Source organism: Pseudorhizobium endolithicum (assembly GCF_902153245.2).
GTDB lineage: Bacteria > Pseudomonadota > Alphaproteobacteria > Rhizobiales > Rhizobiaceae > Neorhizobium > Neorhizobium endolithicum.
Window position 1 is genome coordinate 119,117 of the sequence record NZ_CABFWF030000008.1, and the last position, 15,388, is coordinate 134,504.

Annotated in this window: 13 protein-coding genes and 1 tRNA gene; 4 read left to right on the top strand and 10 right to left on the bottom strand. The window is 62.9% G+C overall.

Annotation, left to right across the window (positions count from 1 at the left end):
• Window positions 1-25: 25 nt before the first annotated feature.
• Both RTCK_RS05255 and RTCK_RS05260 read right to left on the bottom strand, forming a co-directional pair.
• A tRNA-Ala gene (locus RTCK_RS05255) sits at window positions 26-101 on the bottom strand.
• A 151-nt stretch (window positions 102-252) separates the two neighbouring features.
• Window positions 253-636, bottom strand: a complete 384-nt coding sequence (locus tag RTCK_RS05260) for a TIGR02300 family protein (protein WP_142592022.1) — start codon at window positions 634-636, stop codon at window positions 253-255.
• A 223-nt stretch (window positions 637-859) separates the two neighbouring features.
• Between RTCK_RS05260 and aroA the strand changes: the two genes are divergently transcribed.
• From aroA to rpsA, 3 genes are all read left to right on the top strand, one after another.
• Window positions 860-2,227, top strand: a complete 1,368-nt coding sequence (aroA, locus tag RTCK_RS05265) for a 3-phosphoshikimate 1-carboxyvinyltransferase (RefSeq protein ID WP_142592023.1) — start codon at window positions 860-862, stop codon at window positions 2,225-2,227.
• Complete coding sequence (gene cmk, locus RTCK_RS05270) at window positions 2,227-2,862, top strand: (d)CMP kinase (RefSeq protein ID WP_142522255.1); 636 nt, start codon at window positions 2,227-2,229, stop codon at window positions 2,860-2,862. The genes aroA and cmk overlap by 1 nt, the downstream gene beginning before the upstream one ends.
• Window positions 2,863-3,011: 149 nt before the next feature.
• Window positions 3,012-4,718, top strand: a complete 1,707-nt coding sequence (gene rpsA, locus RTCK_RS05275; protein ID WP_142522256.1) for a 30S ribosomal protein S1 — start codon at window positions 3,012-3,014, stop codon at window positions 4,716-4,718.
• A gap of 68 nt (window positions 4,719-4,786) precedes the next feature.
• Here the strand turns inward: rpsA and RTCK_RS05280 are convergent, their stop codons facing one another.
• The 3 genes from RTCK_RS05280 to RTCK_RS05290 form a co-directional block, all read right to left on the bottom strand.
• Window positions 4,787-6,409, bottom strand: coding sequence for a hypothetical protein (locus tag RTCK_RS05280; protein ID WP_142592024.1), 1,623 nt, complete (start codon window positions 6,407-6,409; stop codon window positions 4,787-4,789).
• A gap of 201 nt (window positions 6,410-6,610) precedes the next feature.
• Entirely contained in the window at window positions 6,611-7,630 is a 1,020-nt protein-coding gene (locus RTCK_RS05285; protein ID WP_142592025.1) for a hypothetical protein, read from the bottom strand.
• 83 nt (window positions 7,631-7,713) lie between these two features.
• Complete coding sequence (locus RTCK_RS05290) at window positions 7,714-8,337, bottom strand: ribonuclease D (RefSeq protein WP_142592026.1); 624 nt, start codon at window positions 8,335-8,337, stop codon at window positions 7,714-7,716.
• 424 nt (window positions 8,338-8,761) lie between these two features.
• On the opposite strand from RTCK_RS05290, the gene RTCK_RS05295 reads away from it, so the two are divergent.
• Entirely contained in the window at window positions 8,762-10,021 is a 1,260-nt protein-coding gene (locus tag RTCK_RS05295) for an alpha/beta hydrolase (RefSeq protein ID WP_142592120.1), read from the top strand.
• 9 nt (window positions 10,022-10,030) lie between these two features.
• Here RTCK_RS05295 and RTCK_RS05300 read toward each other — a convergent pair whose 3' ends face one another.
• The 5 genes from RTCK_RS05300 to RTCK_RS05320 all read right to left on the bottom strand — a co-directional run bounded on the left by RTCK_RS05300 (window position 10,031) and on the right by RTCK_RS05320 (window position 15,385).
• On the bottom strand, window positions 10,031-11,035 hold the full coding sequence (locus RTCK_RS05300; protein ID WP_142592027.1) for an ABC transporter ATP-binding protein: 1,005 nt from the start codon (window positions 11,033-11,035) through the stop codon (window positions 10,031-10,033).
• A 12-nt stretch (window positions 11,036-11,047) separates the two neighbouring features.
• A complete protein-coding gene (locus RTCK_RS05305) occupies window positions 11,048-12,112 on the bottom strand; it encodes a Gfo/Idh/MocA family oxidoreductase (protein ID WP_142592028.1) in 1,065 nt (354 codons plus the stop codon).
• Window positions 12,109-12,948, bottom strand: a complete 840-nt coding sequence (locus RTCK_RS05310; RefSeq protein ID WP_142592029.1) for a carbohydrate ABC transporter permease — start codon at window positions 12,946-12,948, stop codon at window positions 12,109-12,111. Before RTCK_RS05310 ends, RTCK_RS05305 begins: the two co-directional genes overlap by 4 nt.
• 10 nt (window positions 12,949-12,958) lie before the next feature.
• A complete protein-coding gene (locus tag RTCK_RS05315; RefSeq protein ID WP_142592030.1) occupies window positions 12,959-13,909 on the bottom strand; it encodes a carbohydrate ABC transporter permease in 951 nt (316 codons plus the stop codon).
• A 219-nt stretch (window positions 13,910-14,128) separates the two neighbouring features.
• On the bottom strand, window positions 14,129-15,385 hold the full coding sequence (locus RTCK_RS05320; protein ID WP_142522264.1) for an ABC transporter substrate-binding protein: 1,257 nt from the start codon (window positions 15,383-15,385) through the stop codon (window positions 14,129-14,131).
• Window positions 15,386-15,388: the final 3 nt, after the last annotated feature.

Sequence of the window (15,388 nt, forward strand, 5' to 3'; positions counted from 1 at the left end):
CGGCTTGCATGTACTTTGGAAGGTTTGGTGGAGCTAAGCGGGATCGAACCGCTGACCTCTTGCATGCCATGCAAGCGCTCTCCCAGCTGAGCTATAGCCCCATCAGGGTGGTCCGGCACTCTATCCGGTCCTGGGAAATCCGGGGCGTTTCGCCCGGAGTGGCGGCTTCTTACTTCCGGTTTCCGGAGAGTGCAAGCCGTTTTTGAGGGGCCCGCCGAATTTTTCGGTTTCGGCGAGCCGGGAGCGTCTGGATCAGACTTCGTCGTCGTCGCCGGTCACGCCGATGATGCCGCTCATGTCGTCATCGTCATCGTCTTCGTCGGCTTCCAGGAAGGTATCGTCGTCGTCACCTTCGATCTCGACGTCGTCGTCACCGATATCCGGCAGGTCGTCGCCGCCCGCATCGTCGCCGTCGTCATTGCTGACCAGCTCGACGTCCGTGTTCTCGGTATCGACTTCCTGGATCTCCTCCTCCTCGGCCTGCTCCATCTTCATCTGGGCCGTGTTCTCCTCGAAGAAGGAGAGCGGCCAGGACTTGCCCGTATAGGGAGAGACGACCGGGTCACGGTTGAGGTCGTAGAACTTCTTGCCGGTATCCGGGTCGGTACGTTTGGTTCCGAGTTCCGCTTTTGCCACTGTGAAAGCCTCGTGAGTCTGGCCGACCGGGTCGGCTTGCCGCCGGAGCGGCTGTCAACGGGTGAAAAACTAAGCCGGTCCCCATAAGGCCTGCGCTCATTTCTGTCAAAGGTAAACTTGGCCGTCTCGCCTTGTCCAACAGGGCGAAATAGCCGGATGACCGGCTTTCCGCTTTGTGCTAACCACGCCGGCGATACGAGAGACAAGAACAGAAGGACAGACCATGTCGCATGGTGTCGCGTTGAAGCCGGCCCGCTCGCTGAAATCCGCCGATCTGAAGGGCACCGTCCGCATTCCCGGCGACAAGTCGATCTCGCACCGGTGCTTCATGTTTGGCGGCCTCGCCTCCGGCGAGACGCGCATAACGGGCCTGCTCGAGGGCGAGGACGTCATCAACACCGGCAAGGCGATGCGTGCCATGGGCGCGAAGATCGAGAAGGTCGGCGACGAGTGGATCATCCAGGGGACGGGCAACGGCGCATTGCTCGCGCCGGAAGCGCCGCTCGACTTCGGCAATGCCGGCACCGGCTGCCGGCTCACCATGGGGCTGGTCGGCGTCTACGACTTCGAGAGCACGTTCATCGGCGATGCCTCGCTTTCAAAGCGCCCCATGGCCCGTGTGCTTAATCCGCTGCGCGAAATGGGGGTCCAGGTGAAGGCTGCAGAGGGCGACCGACTGCCGGTGACCCTACGCGGCCCGTCGATTCCGAACCCGATCACCTACCGGGTACCGATGGCCTCTGCCCAGGTAAAATCGGCAGTCCTGCTCGCCGGTCTCAACACGCCCGGCGTGACGACGGTCATCGAACCGGTGATGACCCGCGACCATACGGAAAAGATGCTGCAGGGCTTCGGTGCCAACCTCATGGTGGAGACGGATGCCGAAGGGGTGCGGACGATCCGTCTCGAGGGCCGGGGCCAACTGATCGGACAGGTGATCGATGTTCCGGGTGATCCGTCCTCGACGGCATTCCCGCTGGTGGCGGCCATTCTGGTGCCGGGTTCCGACGTCACCATCGAGAACGTGCTGATGAACCCGACGCGCACAGGCTTGATCCTGACCCTGCAGGAGATGGGTGCCGACATCGAGATCCTCGATCCGAGGCTCGCCGGAGGTGAGGACGTCGCGGACCTGCGCGTGAAGCATTCGGAGTTGAAGGGAGTCACGGTGCCGGCGGACCGTGCGCCGTCGATGATCGACGAATACCCGGTGCTCGCCGTTGCCGCGGCCTTTGCCGAAGGCACGACGACCATGCTCGGTCTCGAAGAGCTGCGGGTTAAAGAATCCGATCGTCTTTCGGCTGTGGCAGACGGGCTGAAGGTGAACGGCGTCGACTGCGATGAGGGCGAGGACACGCTGGTGGTTCGCGGCCGCCCCGGCGGCAAGGGCTACGGCAATACCGCCGGGGCAGCCGTCGTCACTCATCTCGACCACAGGATCGCGATGAGCTTCCTCGTCATGGGTCTCGTCGCGGAGCATGCGGTGACGGTCGACAATGCCGGCATCATCGCCACGAGCTTCCCCGAGTTCATGGACCTGATGACCGGTCTCGGCGCCCGTATCGAGCCGGTCGAGAGCAGGGCGGCCTGATGGGCTTCGTCATCGCCATCGACGGACCGGCGGCGGCCGGCAAGGGGACATTGTCCCGCCGGATCGCCGAGACCTACGGCTTCCAGCACCTGGATACGGGGCTTACCTATAGGGCAACCGCCAAGGCGCTTCTCGATGCGGGCCTGCCGCTGGATGACGAGGACGTGGCGGAAAGGATGGCGCGCGAGGTGGATCTCGGCGGGCTCGACCGCTCGGTCCTGTCGCGCCACGAGATTGGCGAGGCGGCGTCCAGGATCGCGGTCATGCCATTCGTCCGGCGGGCACTGGTGGAGGCGCAGCGCAGGTTTTCCCTTCGCGAACCGGGGACGGTGCTGGACGGCCGCGATATCGGCACCGTCGTCTGCCCCGACGCGCCGGTGAAGCTCTACGTCACGGCCTCCCCGGAAGTGCGCGCTAGGCGGCGCTATGACGAGATACTGTCAGGCGGCGGTATGGCAGATTTCGACGCAGTCTTCGCCGACGTGAAGAAGCGCGACGAGCGTGACATGGGCCGAGCCGACAGTCCGCTGAAGCCAGCGGAGGATGCGCACTTGCTAGATACCTCGGAAATGAGTATAGAAGCCGCGTTTCAGGCGGCGAAGAGCCTCATCGACGCTGCCTTGAAGAAAGATTGAGACCTGCCGGCGAGCCGGCACGTCAGACTAGCTCGCAGATCAGTCCTTGCGCCGGATTGCCTCCATGACGAGGCGGACTGACTTTGAGCGTGTTCAACACGAACCCCCGGCGTATATGTGTCCTTGAACGGACACTCTCAGGAGATTTCATGGCAGTATCTAACCCCACGCGGGAGGACTTCGCAGCCCTCCTCGAAGAATCCTTCGCACAGACCGATCTCGCCGAAGGCTATGTCGCCAAGGGCAAGGTCACCGCGATCGAAAAGGACATGGCTGTTGTTGACGTCGGCCTCAAGGTCGAAGGTCGCATCGCGCTGAAGGAATTCGGCGTCAAGGGCAAGGACGGGTCGCTGAAGGTCGGCGACGAGGTCGAAGTCTATGTCGAGCGCATCGAAAATGCCCTCGGCGAAGCTGTTCTGTCGCGCGAGAAGGCTCGCCGCGAAGAGAGCTGGGTCAAGCTGGAAGCCAAGTTCGAAGCCGGCGAGCGTGTCGAAGGCATCATCTTCAACCAGGTCAAGGGCGGTTTCACCGTCGATCTGGACGGCGCTGTCGCCTTCCTTCCGCGTTCGCAGGTGGACATCCGTCCGATCCGCGACGTGACCCCGCTCATGCACAACCCGCAGCCCTTCGAAATCCTCAAGATGGACAAGCGCCGCGGCAACATCGTCGTTTCGCGCCGTACGGTTCTGGAAGAGTCCCGTGCCGAGCAGCGTTCTGAAATCGTTCAGAACCTCGAGGAAGGCCAGGTTGTCGACGGCGTCGTCAAGAACATCACCGACTACGGTGCGTTCGTCGACCTCGGCGGCATTGACGGCCTGCTGCACGTCACAGACATGGCTTGGCGCCGCGTCAACCATCCGTCGGAGATCCTGTCCATCGGCCAGTCGGTCAAGGTCCAGATCATCCGCATCAACCAGGAAACCCACCGCATCTCGCTCGGCATGAAGCAGCTCGAGTCGGATCCGTGGGATGGCATCGCGGCCAAGTACCCGATCGGCAAGAAGATTTCCGGTACGGTCACGAACATCACCGACTACGGTGCGTTCGTCGAGCTGGAGCCGGGCATCGAAGGCCTGATCCACATCTCCGAAATGTCCTGGACCAAGAAGAACGTACACCCCGGCAAGATCCTGTCCACGAGCCAGGAAGTCGATGTCGTCGTTCTCGAAGTCGATCCGTCCAAGCGCCGTATCTCGCTCGGCCTCAAGCAGACGCTGGAAAATCCGTGGCAGGCATTCGCCTACTCGCATCCGGCCGGCACTGAAGTCGAAGGCGAAGTCAAGAACAAGACCGAGTTCGGCCTGTTCATCGGCCTCGAAGGCGACGTCGACGGCATGGTCCACCTCTCCGACCTCGACTGGAACCGTCCGGGCGAACAGGTCATCGAGGAGTACAACAAGGGCGACGTCGTGAAGGCTGTCGTCCTCGATGTGGACGTCGAGAAGGAGCGCATTTCGCTCGGCATCAAGCAGCTCGGCAAGGATGCAGTCGGCGATGCCGCTGCTTCGGGCGAACTGCGCAAGAACGCTGTCGTTTCGTGCGAAGTCATCGCCGTCAACGACGGTGGCGTCGAAGTGAAGCTCGTGAACCACGAAGACATCACCTCGTTCATCCGTCGTAACGACTTGGCGCGCGATCGTGACGATCAGCGTCCGGAGCGTTTCTCGGTCGGTCAGGTGTTCGACGCGCGCGTTACCAACTTCTCCAAGAAGGACCGCAAGGTCATGCTGTCGATCAAGGCTCTCGAGATCGCTGAAGAGAAGGAAGCCGTTGCACAGTTCGGTTCGTCCGACTCTGGCGCATCGCTCGGCGATATCCTGGGCGCCGCTCTCAAGAACCGCGGCAACAACGAGTAATCGCTGTTCCAGATGATCGAAGGCCGCCGGATGCAAGTCCGGCGGCCTTTTTCATGTCCGCTTTCGGTTCAGGCGAGGTCCGCCATGCGCCAATAAAGATCCTGCGCCTCGTCCGGCCGGTCCGGGTCCGAAGCCTGTCCCTCTTCCGGTTCTTCGCTTTCGGCGGGCGCCTCTTCACCCTCTTGCCGCCGGTCATGCCCGGCCTGGTGGCCTTCGCCGTCCTCGTCGACCGGTGACAGCCGCTCCACGTCGCGTTCGTCTTCGTCCGGTTGTCCGGGCACCGCGGGATAGGCCACGAACGCCGGAACAAGGCCTTCGCGGACCACCGCCGGCGCCGCCATCGGGAGGAAGAGGGCCTGTTCTATCAGCCTCTCGACACCGCCTTCCTGTACCGCATTCGGGACGGAGGACGCAGGGACGGGCAGCGGCGCAGTTGCAGCCACATCAGTATTCAAGAGCGAGGATGCGGCGGGTTTTCCTGCAGCGTTTCCCGTTAGACCGGGAATGTCGGCCGCCGGATCGGACGATCCGGTCGTCTCGTAGGTTGAGAGGGATGCCCCCGGCGGCACGAAGCCTTTCGCGCCGCCCGACCCTTCCGCGGCAGGAGAACCTCCGGAAATCCTGCCGGCAAGATATCGTACGTCCTGCGGCAGCGGCCTTCCTTCCTCCAGGCGCTGCGCCATTCGTACCAGTTCCGGCGCGTCGTAGATCACAACCGCACCTCGAATGGAGGCGGGACGCGAAGCTTCGGCGGGAGCCGGGTTGCCGGCGGGATGCGAGGGGGAAGCAGCGCGACGCTGCTGCGCCGGGATCTCGCCTCCCGACAGGTCGTCTTGTGGCGGCATGGCGGAGGCGGCTACGCCTCCAGGCCGCGCCGGGCTAGCCGCTTCACGGGAGGCAGGCACATTGCCCTCCGTCAGATCCGGTTTCACCGCCATGATTGCCTCCGCATGCGGCGGCTGTTGAGGCGTCGGGCGCGAGGATGCACCCCCGGCAAGACCGATTTCTCCGGCCCGTTGCGGCTGCGATGCGACAACCCCTCCGGCAGCGTCCGGAAGCCCTGCCTCCGTCTGCGGAGGGACCACTGCTACGCTTTGTGATCCTGCGAGGGAGGGGGGAGCTCCGCCCGGCGGGTAGGAAGGGGCAGACGACAACCTCGCCAAGGCCGGATGGCTCGCCCAGGGCTCCGAAGCCGCATTCTGACGGTAAGAACTGACGACGGCCCTGGCGGCAGGGTCGCGCTCGGACACCTGGCCGGTCTCGATGTAGGCGTTCAGGCGGGCCGCCTCCGGGCCTAGGGGATTTTCGAGGATTTCGGTGAGCATCCGCAACGTCATGCTGCGTGTCAGTTGCATCAGGGCCTGCTCCAGCACCGCGCGCTGGGCCGCTGTCAGCGATTTCAGCCCTTCCGCCAGCCGGTGAGCGTAGTCGACCAGGCTTTCGCCTTCGCGCCGGCTGATCTTAAGGTAGTTGCCGACCGTTTCGGCGAAGATCGATAGACCCTGGGCGAGATGCAGCTGTCCCGACAGAGACAGAAGATCAAGCCGCCCGCTGCTGAGATAGCTGACCGGCGAGGGCGAAGAGGGGACGCTTGCGGCAGCGGTCGCCGCGACAAGTGGGCGGATGACGTGCCGGCCGGCGGTCTGGTAATCGGTGGAGGCGCTCAAGGCAGCGCCAAGGGGCGGCAGCATGACCTGCTCCATGTCTTCGCGTTGGCAAGACAGATCGGCTACAGCGGTTCAGTGTTTTCGCAGCGTTCGGCGCTGCGGCCGCGACGCCTCATGGCGTCACCAATGCCGATAATGCGTTAGAATTTCTTAAAAATGCTAACAAATTGCTAACACGGGCGGAATTGCTTGACCTTTGCCAGAATATAGTGGCCCGAAGGGTGCCTATGCGGCCAGCTTCTTCTTGAGCAGCTGGTAGAGGCCGATCTCGTCCACCGAGACGGGCAGGACCTCGACCTTGGTCACAGCCTCTGCGCTCAGTTCCTCGTGGGCTTCCGCATTCAGCTCGGTAACCTCTCCCGGCACGGCATCCTCAACGGGATGGGCAATATCGGTTGCAGGGCCGGCAGGCGGCGCATCCGTATCCGCTTCCGTATTCCGTGCCTGCTCCACCGTCGCACCGAGAAGCAGGACGATGTCCGCGTCCGTCGTAGCGGCGCCTGATCCCGTTCCATGTCCGATGTCGGGCTTGACCGCCCGGTCATTGTGCTCTTCGAGAGCGTCCTGCATTTGCTGGACGTCTTCCAGCTTTTCGGACGCCTCAAGCGCCTGGATGTCCTGCTGCCGCTCTGCGCGGGCCTCGGCATCCTCGACGCGGGTCGGGTCATAGCCCTGAGGGCCGAGTTTCAACTCCTCCAGCGTCTTCGGATCGGCCACATCATTGAGCCGCTGCAGTACGCGCGATACGTCAAAATCCGCCTTGCCGCCATTGGCGACCTTGGTCAGTCCCTCAAGCAGGCGGCTGTTGTCGTCGCCATACGGATTCTTGATAGCCGCGATCACCGTGGCCAACGAAACGCCCGCCGCCTTCAGCCCAAGCTCTTCCTCCAGCTTGGCGGCGTCGAGACCGAGGTCCTTGACGGCCTCCTCGATAGCACGTCCCAGCGCAAAACCCGAGCGCTCCTCTTCCAGATCGAGACCAAGCTTGGCAGCCAGTCGTTCTATCAGCTGTATCTTGAGTTCGTTCGGGTCGACGTTGTTCAAGCCAAACAGCGCCTCCGCAATTTTTTCGCGCGCACGTTTGGCCTCTGTGCCGGCGCTGACGCGTGCTTCGGCGATGGGGTCTCTCTTCGCGCCCCGCGCCTGCTCCTCCTCCTGCCGCCGACGCTCCTCGATGCTGTCGAGCGCAGCCTGCATGATGCCTCTGGCCGCCAGTCCCGCTGTCTGCTGCGTTGGAAGAAGCATAGCCTCACCGTCCCTTTCCAGGCGGCAGGCTAGGTTAGATAGGTTAACGCCGGCATAACAGGTCGAAGCAGCAAGGAAGAGCGTCAGCTATGGGCGAAGATATCGGTCTCCTCCCAACCCAACAGGTCGAGCTTGGCACGGGTGGGTAGGAACTCGAAGCAAGCTTCGGCCATTTCGAGCCGGCCGTCCCTTTTCAGCCGGGCCGTCAACCGCTCCGCCAGGGAATGCAGATAAAGAACGTCCGATGCCGCATACTCCAGCTGGGCGGGGGACAAGATCTCCGCGGCCCAATCCGACTGCTGCTGCGCCTTCGATACGTCGATATCGAGCAGTTCCTTGAGATTGTCCTTCAGTCCGTGGCGGTCGGTGTAGGTTCGCGCGAGCCGCGACGCGATCTTCGTGCAGAACACCGGCGTCGTAGTGACGCCGAAGGTATGGAAGAGAACCGCGATATCGAAGCGACCATAGTGAAAGATCTTCCGCCGGGATGAATCGGCGAGCATGGCGACGAGGTTCGGCGCCTCCTTTTGGCCCGCGGAGATCCGGATCACATCCGCCGTTCCGTCACCTGGCGAAAGCTGCACCACGCAGAGCCTGTCGCGGCGGGGCACCAGCCCCAGCGTCTCGGTATCGATGGCGATATCGTCCGTGTAACGGCTTGCATCCGTGGCCGAGATGTCACCTTCGTGATAGCGAATGCTGCTCATTTTACCCTCTCATGTTCTCTACGAGGCAATGCCACAGCGACCTTCTTCCGGCAAGCAGGCGGCGGATAAAGTCGCCGCGACAGGCGAAGATAAAGCGAGCCTTGCATAAAACGCATTGCTGCGATGCAGCAAAGCTCTTGGCAATGCGCCCGGCGCAGCCTATATCTCACCCATCGAAGCGACGCACTCCTCCTCCCAGCGTCGTTAGATACGGATCGGCAATCTCCTCCTCCTCCCAATTGCCGATCAAGTTTAAAGCCCGACGCACCTCCTCCCGCGTCGGGCTTTTTCCTTTTCCGAGCACAGTTCAGATCGGCCGCTTCCAGTCCGGCGGAAGAGTTTTGCGTCGTCCCCGCGCCTGCTGGCGCAGGTCAAGAATGGGTTCGTGATTGACATCCTCTCCCGATCCCGCTGAATGGACGGCATGACAACCGGCGCCGCCCTCATCCCAGGTCGCCTGCAGGCGCTCCTTCTCCCGCTCCTCGTGGCCGTGAGCCTTTCCGGCTGCGCAGGCCGGGCCGAAGGCGTGCTTGTGCCCACGGCCGATGCCGCGACCACGCCTGGCACACAGGTCGACATGCTGGTGGCGACGACCCGTTCTCCTTCCGAAAACCCAGGCATCCTGTTTTCCGGAGAGCGTGGCACTGGCCTCAAGATCACCGACATCGCGGTTTCCATCCCGCCGGAAGCAAATCGGAAGGTCGGGGAGGTCCAGTGGCCAAAGAAGCTGCCCGCGGATCCGACGCGTGAGTTCGCCACGGCGCGCGTCCTGCCGGTCGATAAGGCGGACGCCCGGGACTGGCTCGTCCGCCACCTGCCGCCCAGCGGCCGCGTGCTCGTGTTCGTCCACGGGTTCAACAACCGCTACGAGGACGCCGTCTACCGATTCGCCCAGATCGTTCACGATTCCGGAACGGATGTCGCACCGATCCTGTTCACCTGGCCTTCGCGCGCCTCGATCTTCGACTACAACTACGACAAGGAAAGCACGAACTATTCGCGCGACGCGCTCGAAGAGATGCTGGACGCCATTACGGACGACCCGAAGGTCCGGGAGGTCACCGTCATGGCCCATTCCATGGGTTCGTGGCTGACGGTCGAGGCGCTGCGGCAGATGGCCATCCGCGACGGGCGGGTTGCGCCGAAGATCCAGAACGTCATCCTCGCCTCCCCCGATCTCGATGTCGACGTCTTCGGGCAGCAGTACAAGGCGCTGGGGCCCAGCCGCCCGGACTTTACCTTGTTCGTTTCGCGCGACGACCGCGCGCTGCAACTGTCGCGGCGGATATCCGGCAATATCGATCGCCTCGGCCAGATCGACCCTTCCGTGGAGCCTTACCGGACCCAGTTCGAGGCAGCGGGCATCTCCATCATAGACCTCACGGCGCTCCAGAGCGGGGACCCGCTGAATCATGGCAAGTTCGCGCAGAGCCCCCAGGTGGTGCAGTTGATCGGGACGCGGCTGCTGGCGGGGCAAACAATCACGGACTCCAATATCGGCCTTGGCGACCGGATCGGGGCAGTGGCACTCGGGACGGCACAGACCGTCGGTGGTGTGGCCAGCGCCACCGTGAACGCGCCAATTGCAGTCTTCGACGCCAACACGCGTCGCAACTACGACGAGCAGCTCCGTCGCGTGGGACGCTCCTTCGAAAACACCATCATCTCCACCATTCCCCAGTAGGAAACATGGCTAGACCCGGACGGCCTTTCCATCCGCGTCGAAGCGGTGCAGGGCAGTCGCATCCGGGGTTGCGAAGACGGTGTCGTCTGCCGCATAGGGATGTTCGCCGAAGAGTCGGACCGTCAGCAAGCCAGCCGCTTCCGTGGCCAGGTAGACGATCGTGTCGGCTCCGAGATGCTCGACGTGCTCCACGCGCCCCTTCCAACTACCCGCTTCGCGCGACAGCGAGATATGTTCCGGCCGGATGCCGATCGTCCGGGCCCCCGGCTCGTTCAGGCGCGAGGCCTCGATGAAGTTCATCTGCGGGGAACCGATAAAGCCCGCCACGAAGAGGTTGGCGGGTCGGTTGTAAAGTTCCATCGGTGAGCCGATCTGCTCGATCGCCCCTCCATTCAGGACGACGATCTTGTCGGCGAGCGTCATCGCCTCCACCTGGTCGTGGGTGACGTAGATCATCGTCGCCTTCAGACGGCGATGCAGGGCAGCGATTTCCAGCCGCATGTGCACCCTGAGCGCCGCATCGAGATTGGACAGCGGTTCGTCGAACAGGAAGAGCTTCGGTTCGCGAACAATCGCCCGACCGATCGCGACACGCTGCCGCTGGCCGCCGGAAAGCTCCGCCGGGCGGCGAGCCAGGTACTGCTCGAGCGACAGCATGGTGGAAGCCTTTGCAACCCGCTCCTCGATTACCTCCTTCGATTCCCCCGCCTGCTTCAGGCCGAGCCCCATATTGTCCTTCACCGTCAGGTGCGGATAGAGCGCGTAGGACTGGAACACCATTGCGATCCCACGCTTTGCCGGCGGCGTGTTGACCACTTCCGCTCCGTCGATGCGAACACTTCCGGAGGTCGCATCCTCCAGGCCGGCGATCACCCGCAGCAGCGTCGATTTTCCGCAGCCGGAAGGGCCGACGAAGATCACGAACTCACCGTCCTTGACCTCGAGATCGATTCCTTTCAGCACCTCATGCGTGCCGAAAGACTTGCGGATGGAGGAAAGCTGCAGCGAACCCAAGGTCGTTCCTCCTTACAGAATGATCGGCGCGCCGGTGCGCACGCTCTGGTCTGCCGCCAGGCAGATGCGCAGCGACTGGACGGCGTCGTTCATGTGACGGTCGAGATCGATGTTCTCGCGGATCGCCTTCAGGACATAGGCCTGCTCCAGGTCGCAAAGGTCCTGGTGGCCCGGCTCGCCAGCCATTGCCAGATCCTCGTCCGGCCGCAGGAACCTGCCGTCCGGCCCGGTCTCCGCATCGTGCACCCGGATGAGCGAAGTCTTGGTATGGGTATCGATGTCGTCCGACTTGGCGTTCGGGTCCATGACGATCGAGACTGATCCCTTCGGCGACATGACGTCCTTCACGAAGAAGGCCGTTTCCGAGATCATCGGCCCCCAACCGGCCTCATACCAGCCCACGGAACCGTCGTCGAACATCACCTGCAGGTGGCCGTAGTTGTACATGTTCGGCGCCACCTCATCAGAAAGGCGCAGACCCATGCCACGCACCTGCACGGGCTTACCATCGGTGATCTGGCACATGACGTCGACATAATGCACGCCGCAATCGACGATCGGCGATGTCGTCTGCATCAGCGCCTTGTGGGTCTCCCAGGTCGGGCCGGAGGACTGCTGGTTGAGGTTCATGCGGAAGACGTAAGGCGGGCCGAGCTTGCGCGCCTCCTCGATCAGCCGCATCCATGACGGATGGTGGCGCAGGATATACCCGATCACCAGCTTCCGTTGCGCCGCCTTTGCGGCTGCGACGACACGCTCGGCATCCGCCACGGTGGTTGCCAGCGGCTTTTCCACGAAGACATGGCAGCCTGCCTCGAAGGCCATGACCGCGTAGTCGGCATGGCTGTCGGAATAGGTGCAGATGGAGCAGAGGTCCGGTTTCAGCGCGGCCAGCGCTTCGGGGAAAGACGGATGGATCGTATAGCCCTGCAATTCCTCCGGCAGCGTCACCTCCGAGCGGTTGACGAGGCCGACGATCTCAAAGCCGGGATTGTTGTGGTAGGCCAGCGCATGGCTGCGGCCCATATTGCCGAGGCCGGCGACGAGGACGCGGACGGGCTTAAATTCAGAACTCACTTGACTGCTCCAGAGGTGATGCCGCGGATCAGTTGCCGCGAGAAAATGACGTAGAGAACCAGGACGGGCAGGATGGCGAGCGACAGTGCCGACAGGACCGCGTTCCAGTTGGTGACGTACTGGCCGATGAACATCTGCGCGCCGAGCGTGATCGTCTTCGTCGCCTCGCCCGGCGCGAGGATCAGCGGGAACCAGAGGTCGTTCCAGATCGGGATCATGGTGAAGACGGCGACAGTCGCCATGGCCGGGCGCACCAGCGGCAGGACGAGGCGGAAGAAGATCGCATATTCCGATAGGCCGTCGATCCGCCCGGCATTCTTCAGATCGTCGGAGACGGTCCGCATGAACTCCGACAGGATGAAGATCGCGAGCGGCAGCCCCTGCGCCGTATAGACCAGGATCAGCGCGGTCCGCGTGTTGACCAGACCGGTGGCGACCATGCCCTGCAGGATCGCCACCGTACCGAGGCGGATCGGGATCATGATGCCGAGCGCCAGATAGAGCCCCATCAGCATATTGCCCCGGAAGCGGTATTCCGACAGGGCGAAGGCCGCCATGGCGCCGAACAGCAGCACGAGCGCGATCGAAACCACCGTGACGATCAGGCTGTTCTGGAAATAGCCGAGGAAGTCGCCCTGGGCGAGCACGGTCTCGTAGCCGACCAGGCTGAAGGTCTTCGGGGTCGGAAGGGCCAGCGGCTCACGGAAGATGGCGTTCCTCGCCTTGAGCGAATTGACGAGCGTCAGGAAGACGGGGAAGAGCGCGATCAGCGTATAGGTGATCAACGCCAGATGGATTAGGCCGCTGCGGAGAAGGGAAGAACGTGCCTTGGACATCTCGCCTCCCTCAGAACTGATAGCGGCGGATGCGCCGCTGGATGACGAAGAGGTAGAGCGACACGCCGGCAAGGATGATCAGGAACATCACGGTGGCGATCGTCGCCCCCATCGGGCGATTGCCCATCTGGTTCTGGAAGCCGAAGAAGGTGCGGTAGAGCAGCGTGCCCAGGATGTCGGTCGAGCCGTCCGGTCCGGCCAGCGCCCCCTGGACCGTGTAGATGAGGTCGAAGGCATTGAAATTTCCGACGAAGGTCAGCACGGAGATGATGCCGATCGCCGGCAGGATCAGCGGCAGCTTGATCTTCCAGAACTGGCTCCAGCCGGTAATGCCGTCGATCTCGGCCGCTTCCAGCACCTCCTCGGGAATGTTGAGAAGGGCTGCATAGATCAGCATCATCGGGATGCCGACATACTGCCAGACGGAAATCAGCGAGACGGTGATCAGGGCACTCTCCGGCTTGCCGAGCCAGGGGGAGAAGAAGGATTTCAGCCCGACCAGATCCATCAGGCCGGGCGCAATTCCCCAGATCGGCGAAAGGATCAGCTTCCAGATAAAGCCGACGATGACGAAGGATAGCAGCGTCGGCACGAAGATAGCGGAGCGGTAGAAGGCGGCGAAGCGCAGCGTCGGCACCGACAGCATGGCGGCAAGCGCGATGCCGATCGGGTTCTGCACAGCCATGTGGATGGCGAAGAAGATCGTGTTGTTCCAGAGGGCATTCCAGAAGTCGGCGGCAAGGCGGGGGTCGCCGAACAGGCGCTGGAAATTGCCGAGGCCGACGAAGCGCATCTCGCCGTCGACGAGGTTGAAGAGCGAGAGCCTCAGCGTCTCGATCAGCGGCAGGATCATCACCGCGGTGTAGACGAGAAAGGCGGGCGCTAGGAAGACTAGGATATACCAGCGGGTGGGGCGCTTGATCTGAGCGCTCTCGGGATCGGCCTTGTCGATGTCGCTCATGGCTGGGTACCGGTGTTTTCTGTTGTGGCGCGTGCGCCGCCTTGTGCATCGACCCCTCATCCGCCTGCAGGCACCTTCTCCCGCACGCAGGGAGAAGGGAATGCCGTGCCGGCCCGCCTGACCGGCAACCTTTGGGTGGACGAAGGTCCCTCTCCCCGCTTGCGGGGAGAGATTTAGGGTAAGGGGTAAACCCGAAAGGCAAAACGCTCGATAAGCGCGTTACTGCTTCGGCTTGTACCAGCTGTCGAGCCCCTTCTGGGTCTCCTCGCCGGCCTGCTCCGGCGTCATCGTGCCGTTGATGACGTTCGCCGACACGCGCCACATCTCGAGGTCGAGGTTAGGATCGCCGCGGCCGACGATTGCCGCACTTGGTCGGATCGTCGTTTCGCAGTTCTCGCGCCAGGAGACGAATTCCTGCGCCAGTTCGTCCTGCATGGTGACCGGGTTCGAGTTCAGGCTGAAGAAGCCCGGCGCCGAGTTGGCATAGAGATCGGCGAATTCCGGCGAGGCGACCCAGGACAGGAAGGTCTTGGCGGCTTCGGCATTGGCGCTCTTCGCATTGAGGCCGATGCCGATGTCGTTGTGGTCGGAGATGTAGCACTTGTCGCCTTCCGCCTTCACCGGGGGCGGAAACGCGCCCATCTCGAAATCGGCCTGGCTCTTGAATGGCGCGATTTCCCAGGAACCGGCCGGGTAGATCGCGGCGCGGCCGAGCGTGAAGAGGTTCTGGCTGTCCGGATAGGTCTGCGCCTCGAAACCGTCGCCGAGATAGTCCTTCCACTTGGCAAGCGTCCCATAGGGCTCGACCCACTGCGGATCGGTCAGCTTCTGGGTGCCGGCGATCAGCGCCTTGCGGCCTTCCTCGCCCTTCCAGTAGTTCGGGCCGATGTTGTAGTAGCCCATGGTCGCAGCTTCCCACTGGTCCTTGGTGCCCATCGCCATAGGAACGTAGTTGCCGTCTTCCTTGAACTTCTCCAGAACCGCGAAGAACTCCTCCTCGGTCTTCGGCACTTCGACGCCGACTTCCTCGAAGGCGGCCTTGTTGTAGATGAAGCCATGGATGACCGACGCCATCGGCACGCAGAAGGTCGTCGCACCGTCGTCCGTCGTCCAGGCGGACTTGGCGACGTCGGAAAAGTTCTCCATGCCGGGCAGATCGTTCAGCGCGGCGAGCTGGCCCTTCTCGAACATGGCGAGCGACAGGTCGAACGGACGGCAGGTGATGAGGTCGCCGGCGGTTCCGGCTTCGAGCTTGGCGTTGACGGCCGAATTGTATTCGGTCGGCGCCATCGGCGCGAAGGTCACCTTGATGTTCGGATGCTTGGCCTCGAAGGCGGGGATGATCTTCTCCTGCCAGATCGGCAGGTCGTCGTTGCGCCAGCTCTCGATGGTGAGCTGCGTTTCCTGCGCCGACGCCGCGCCCGCGGACGCGAGCACCGTGCCGGCCATGAGCATGCCTGTCAGAATGCGGGTCATGAT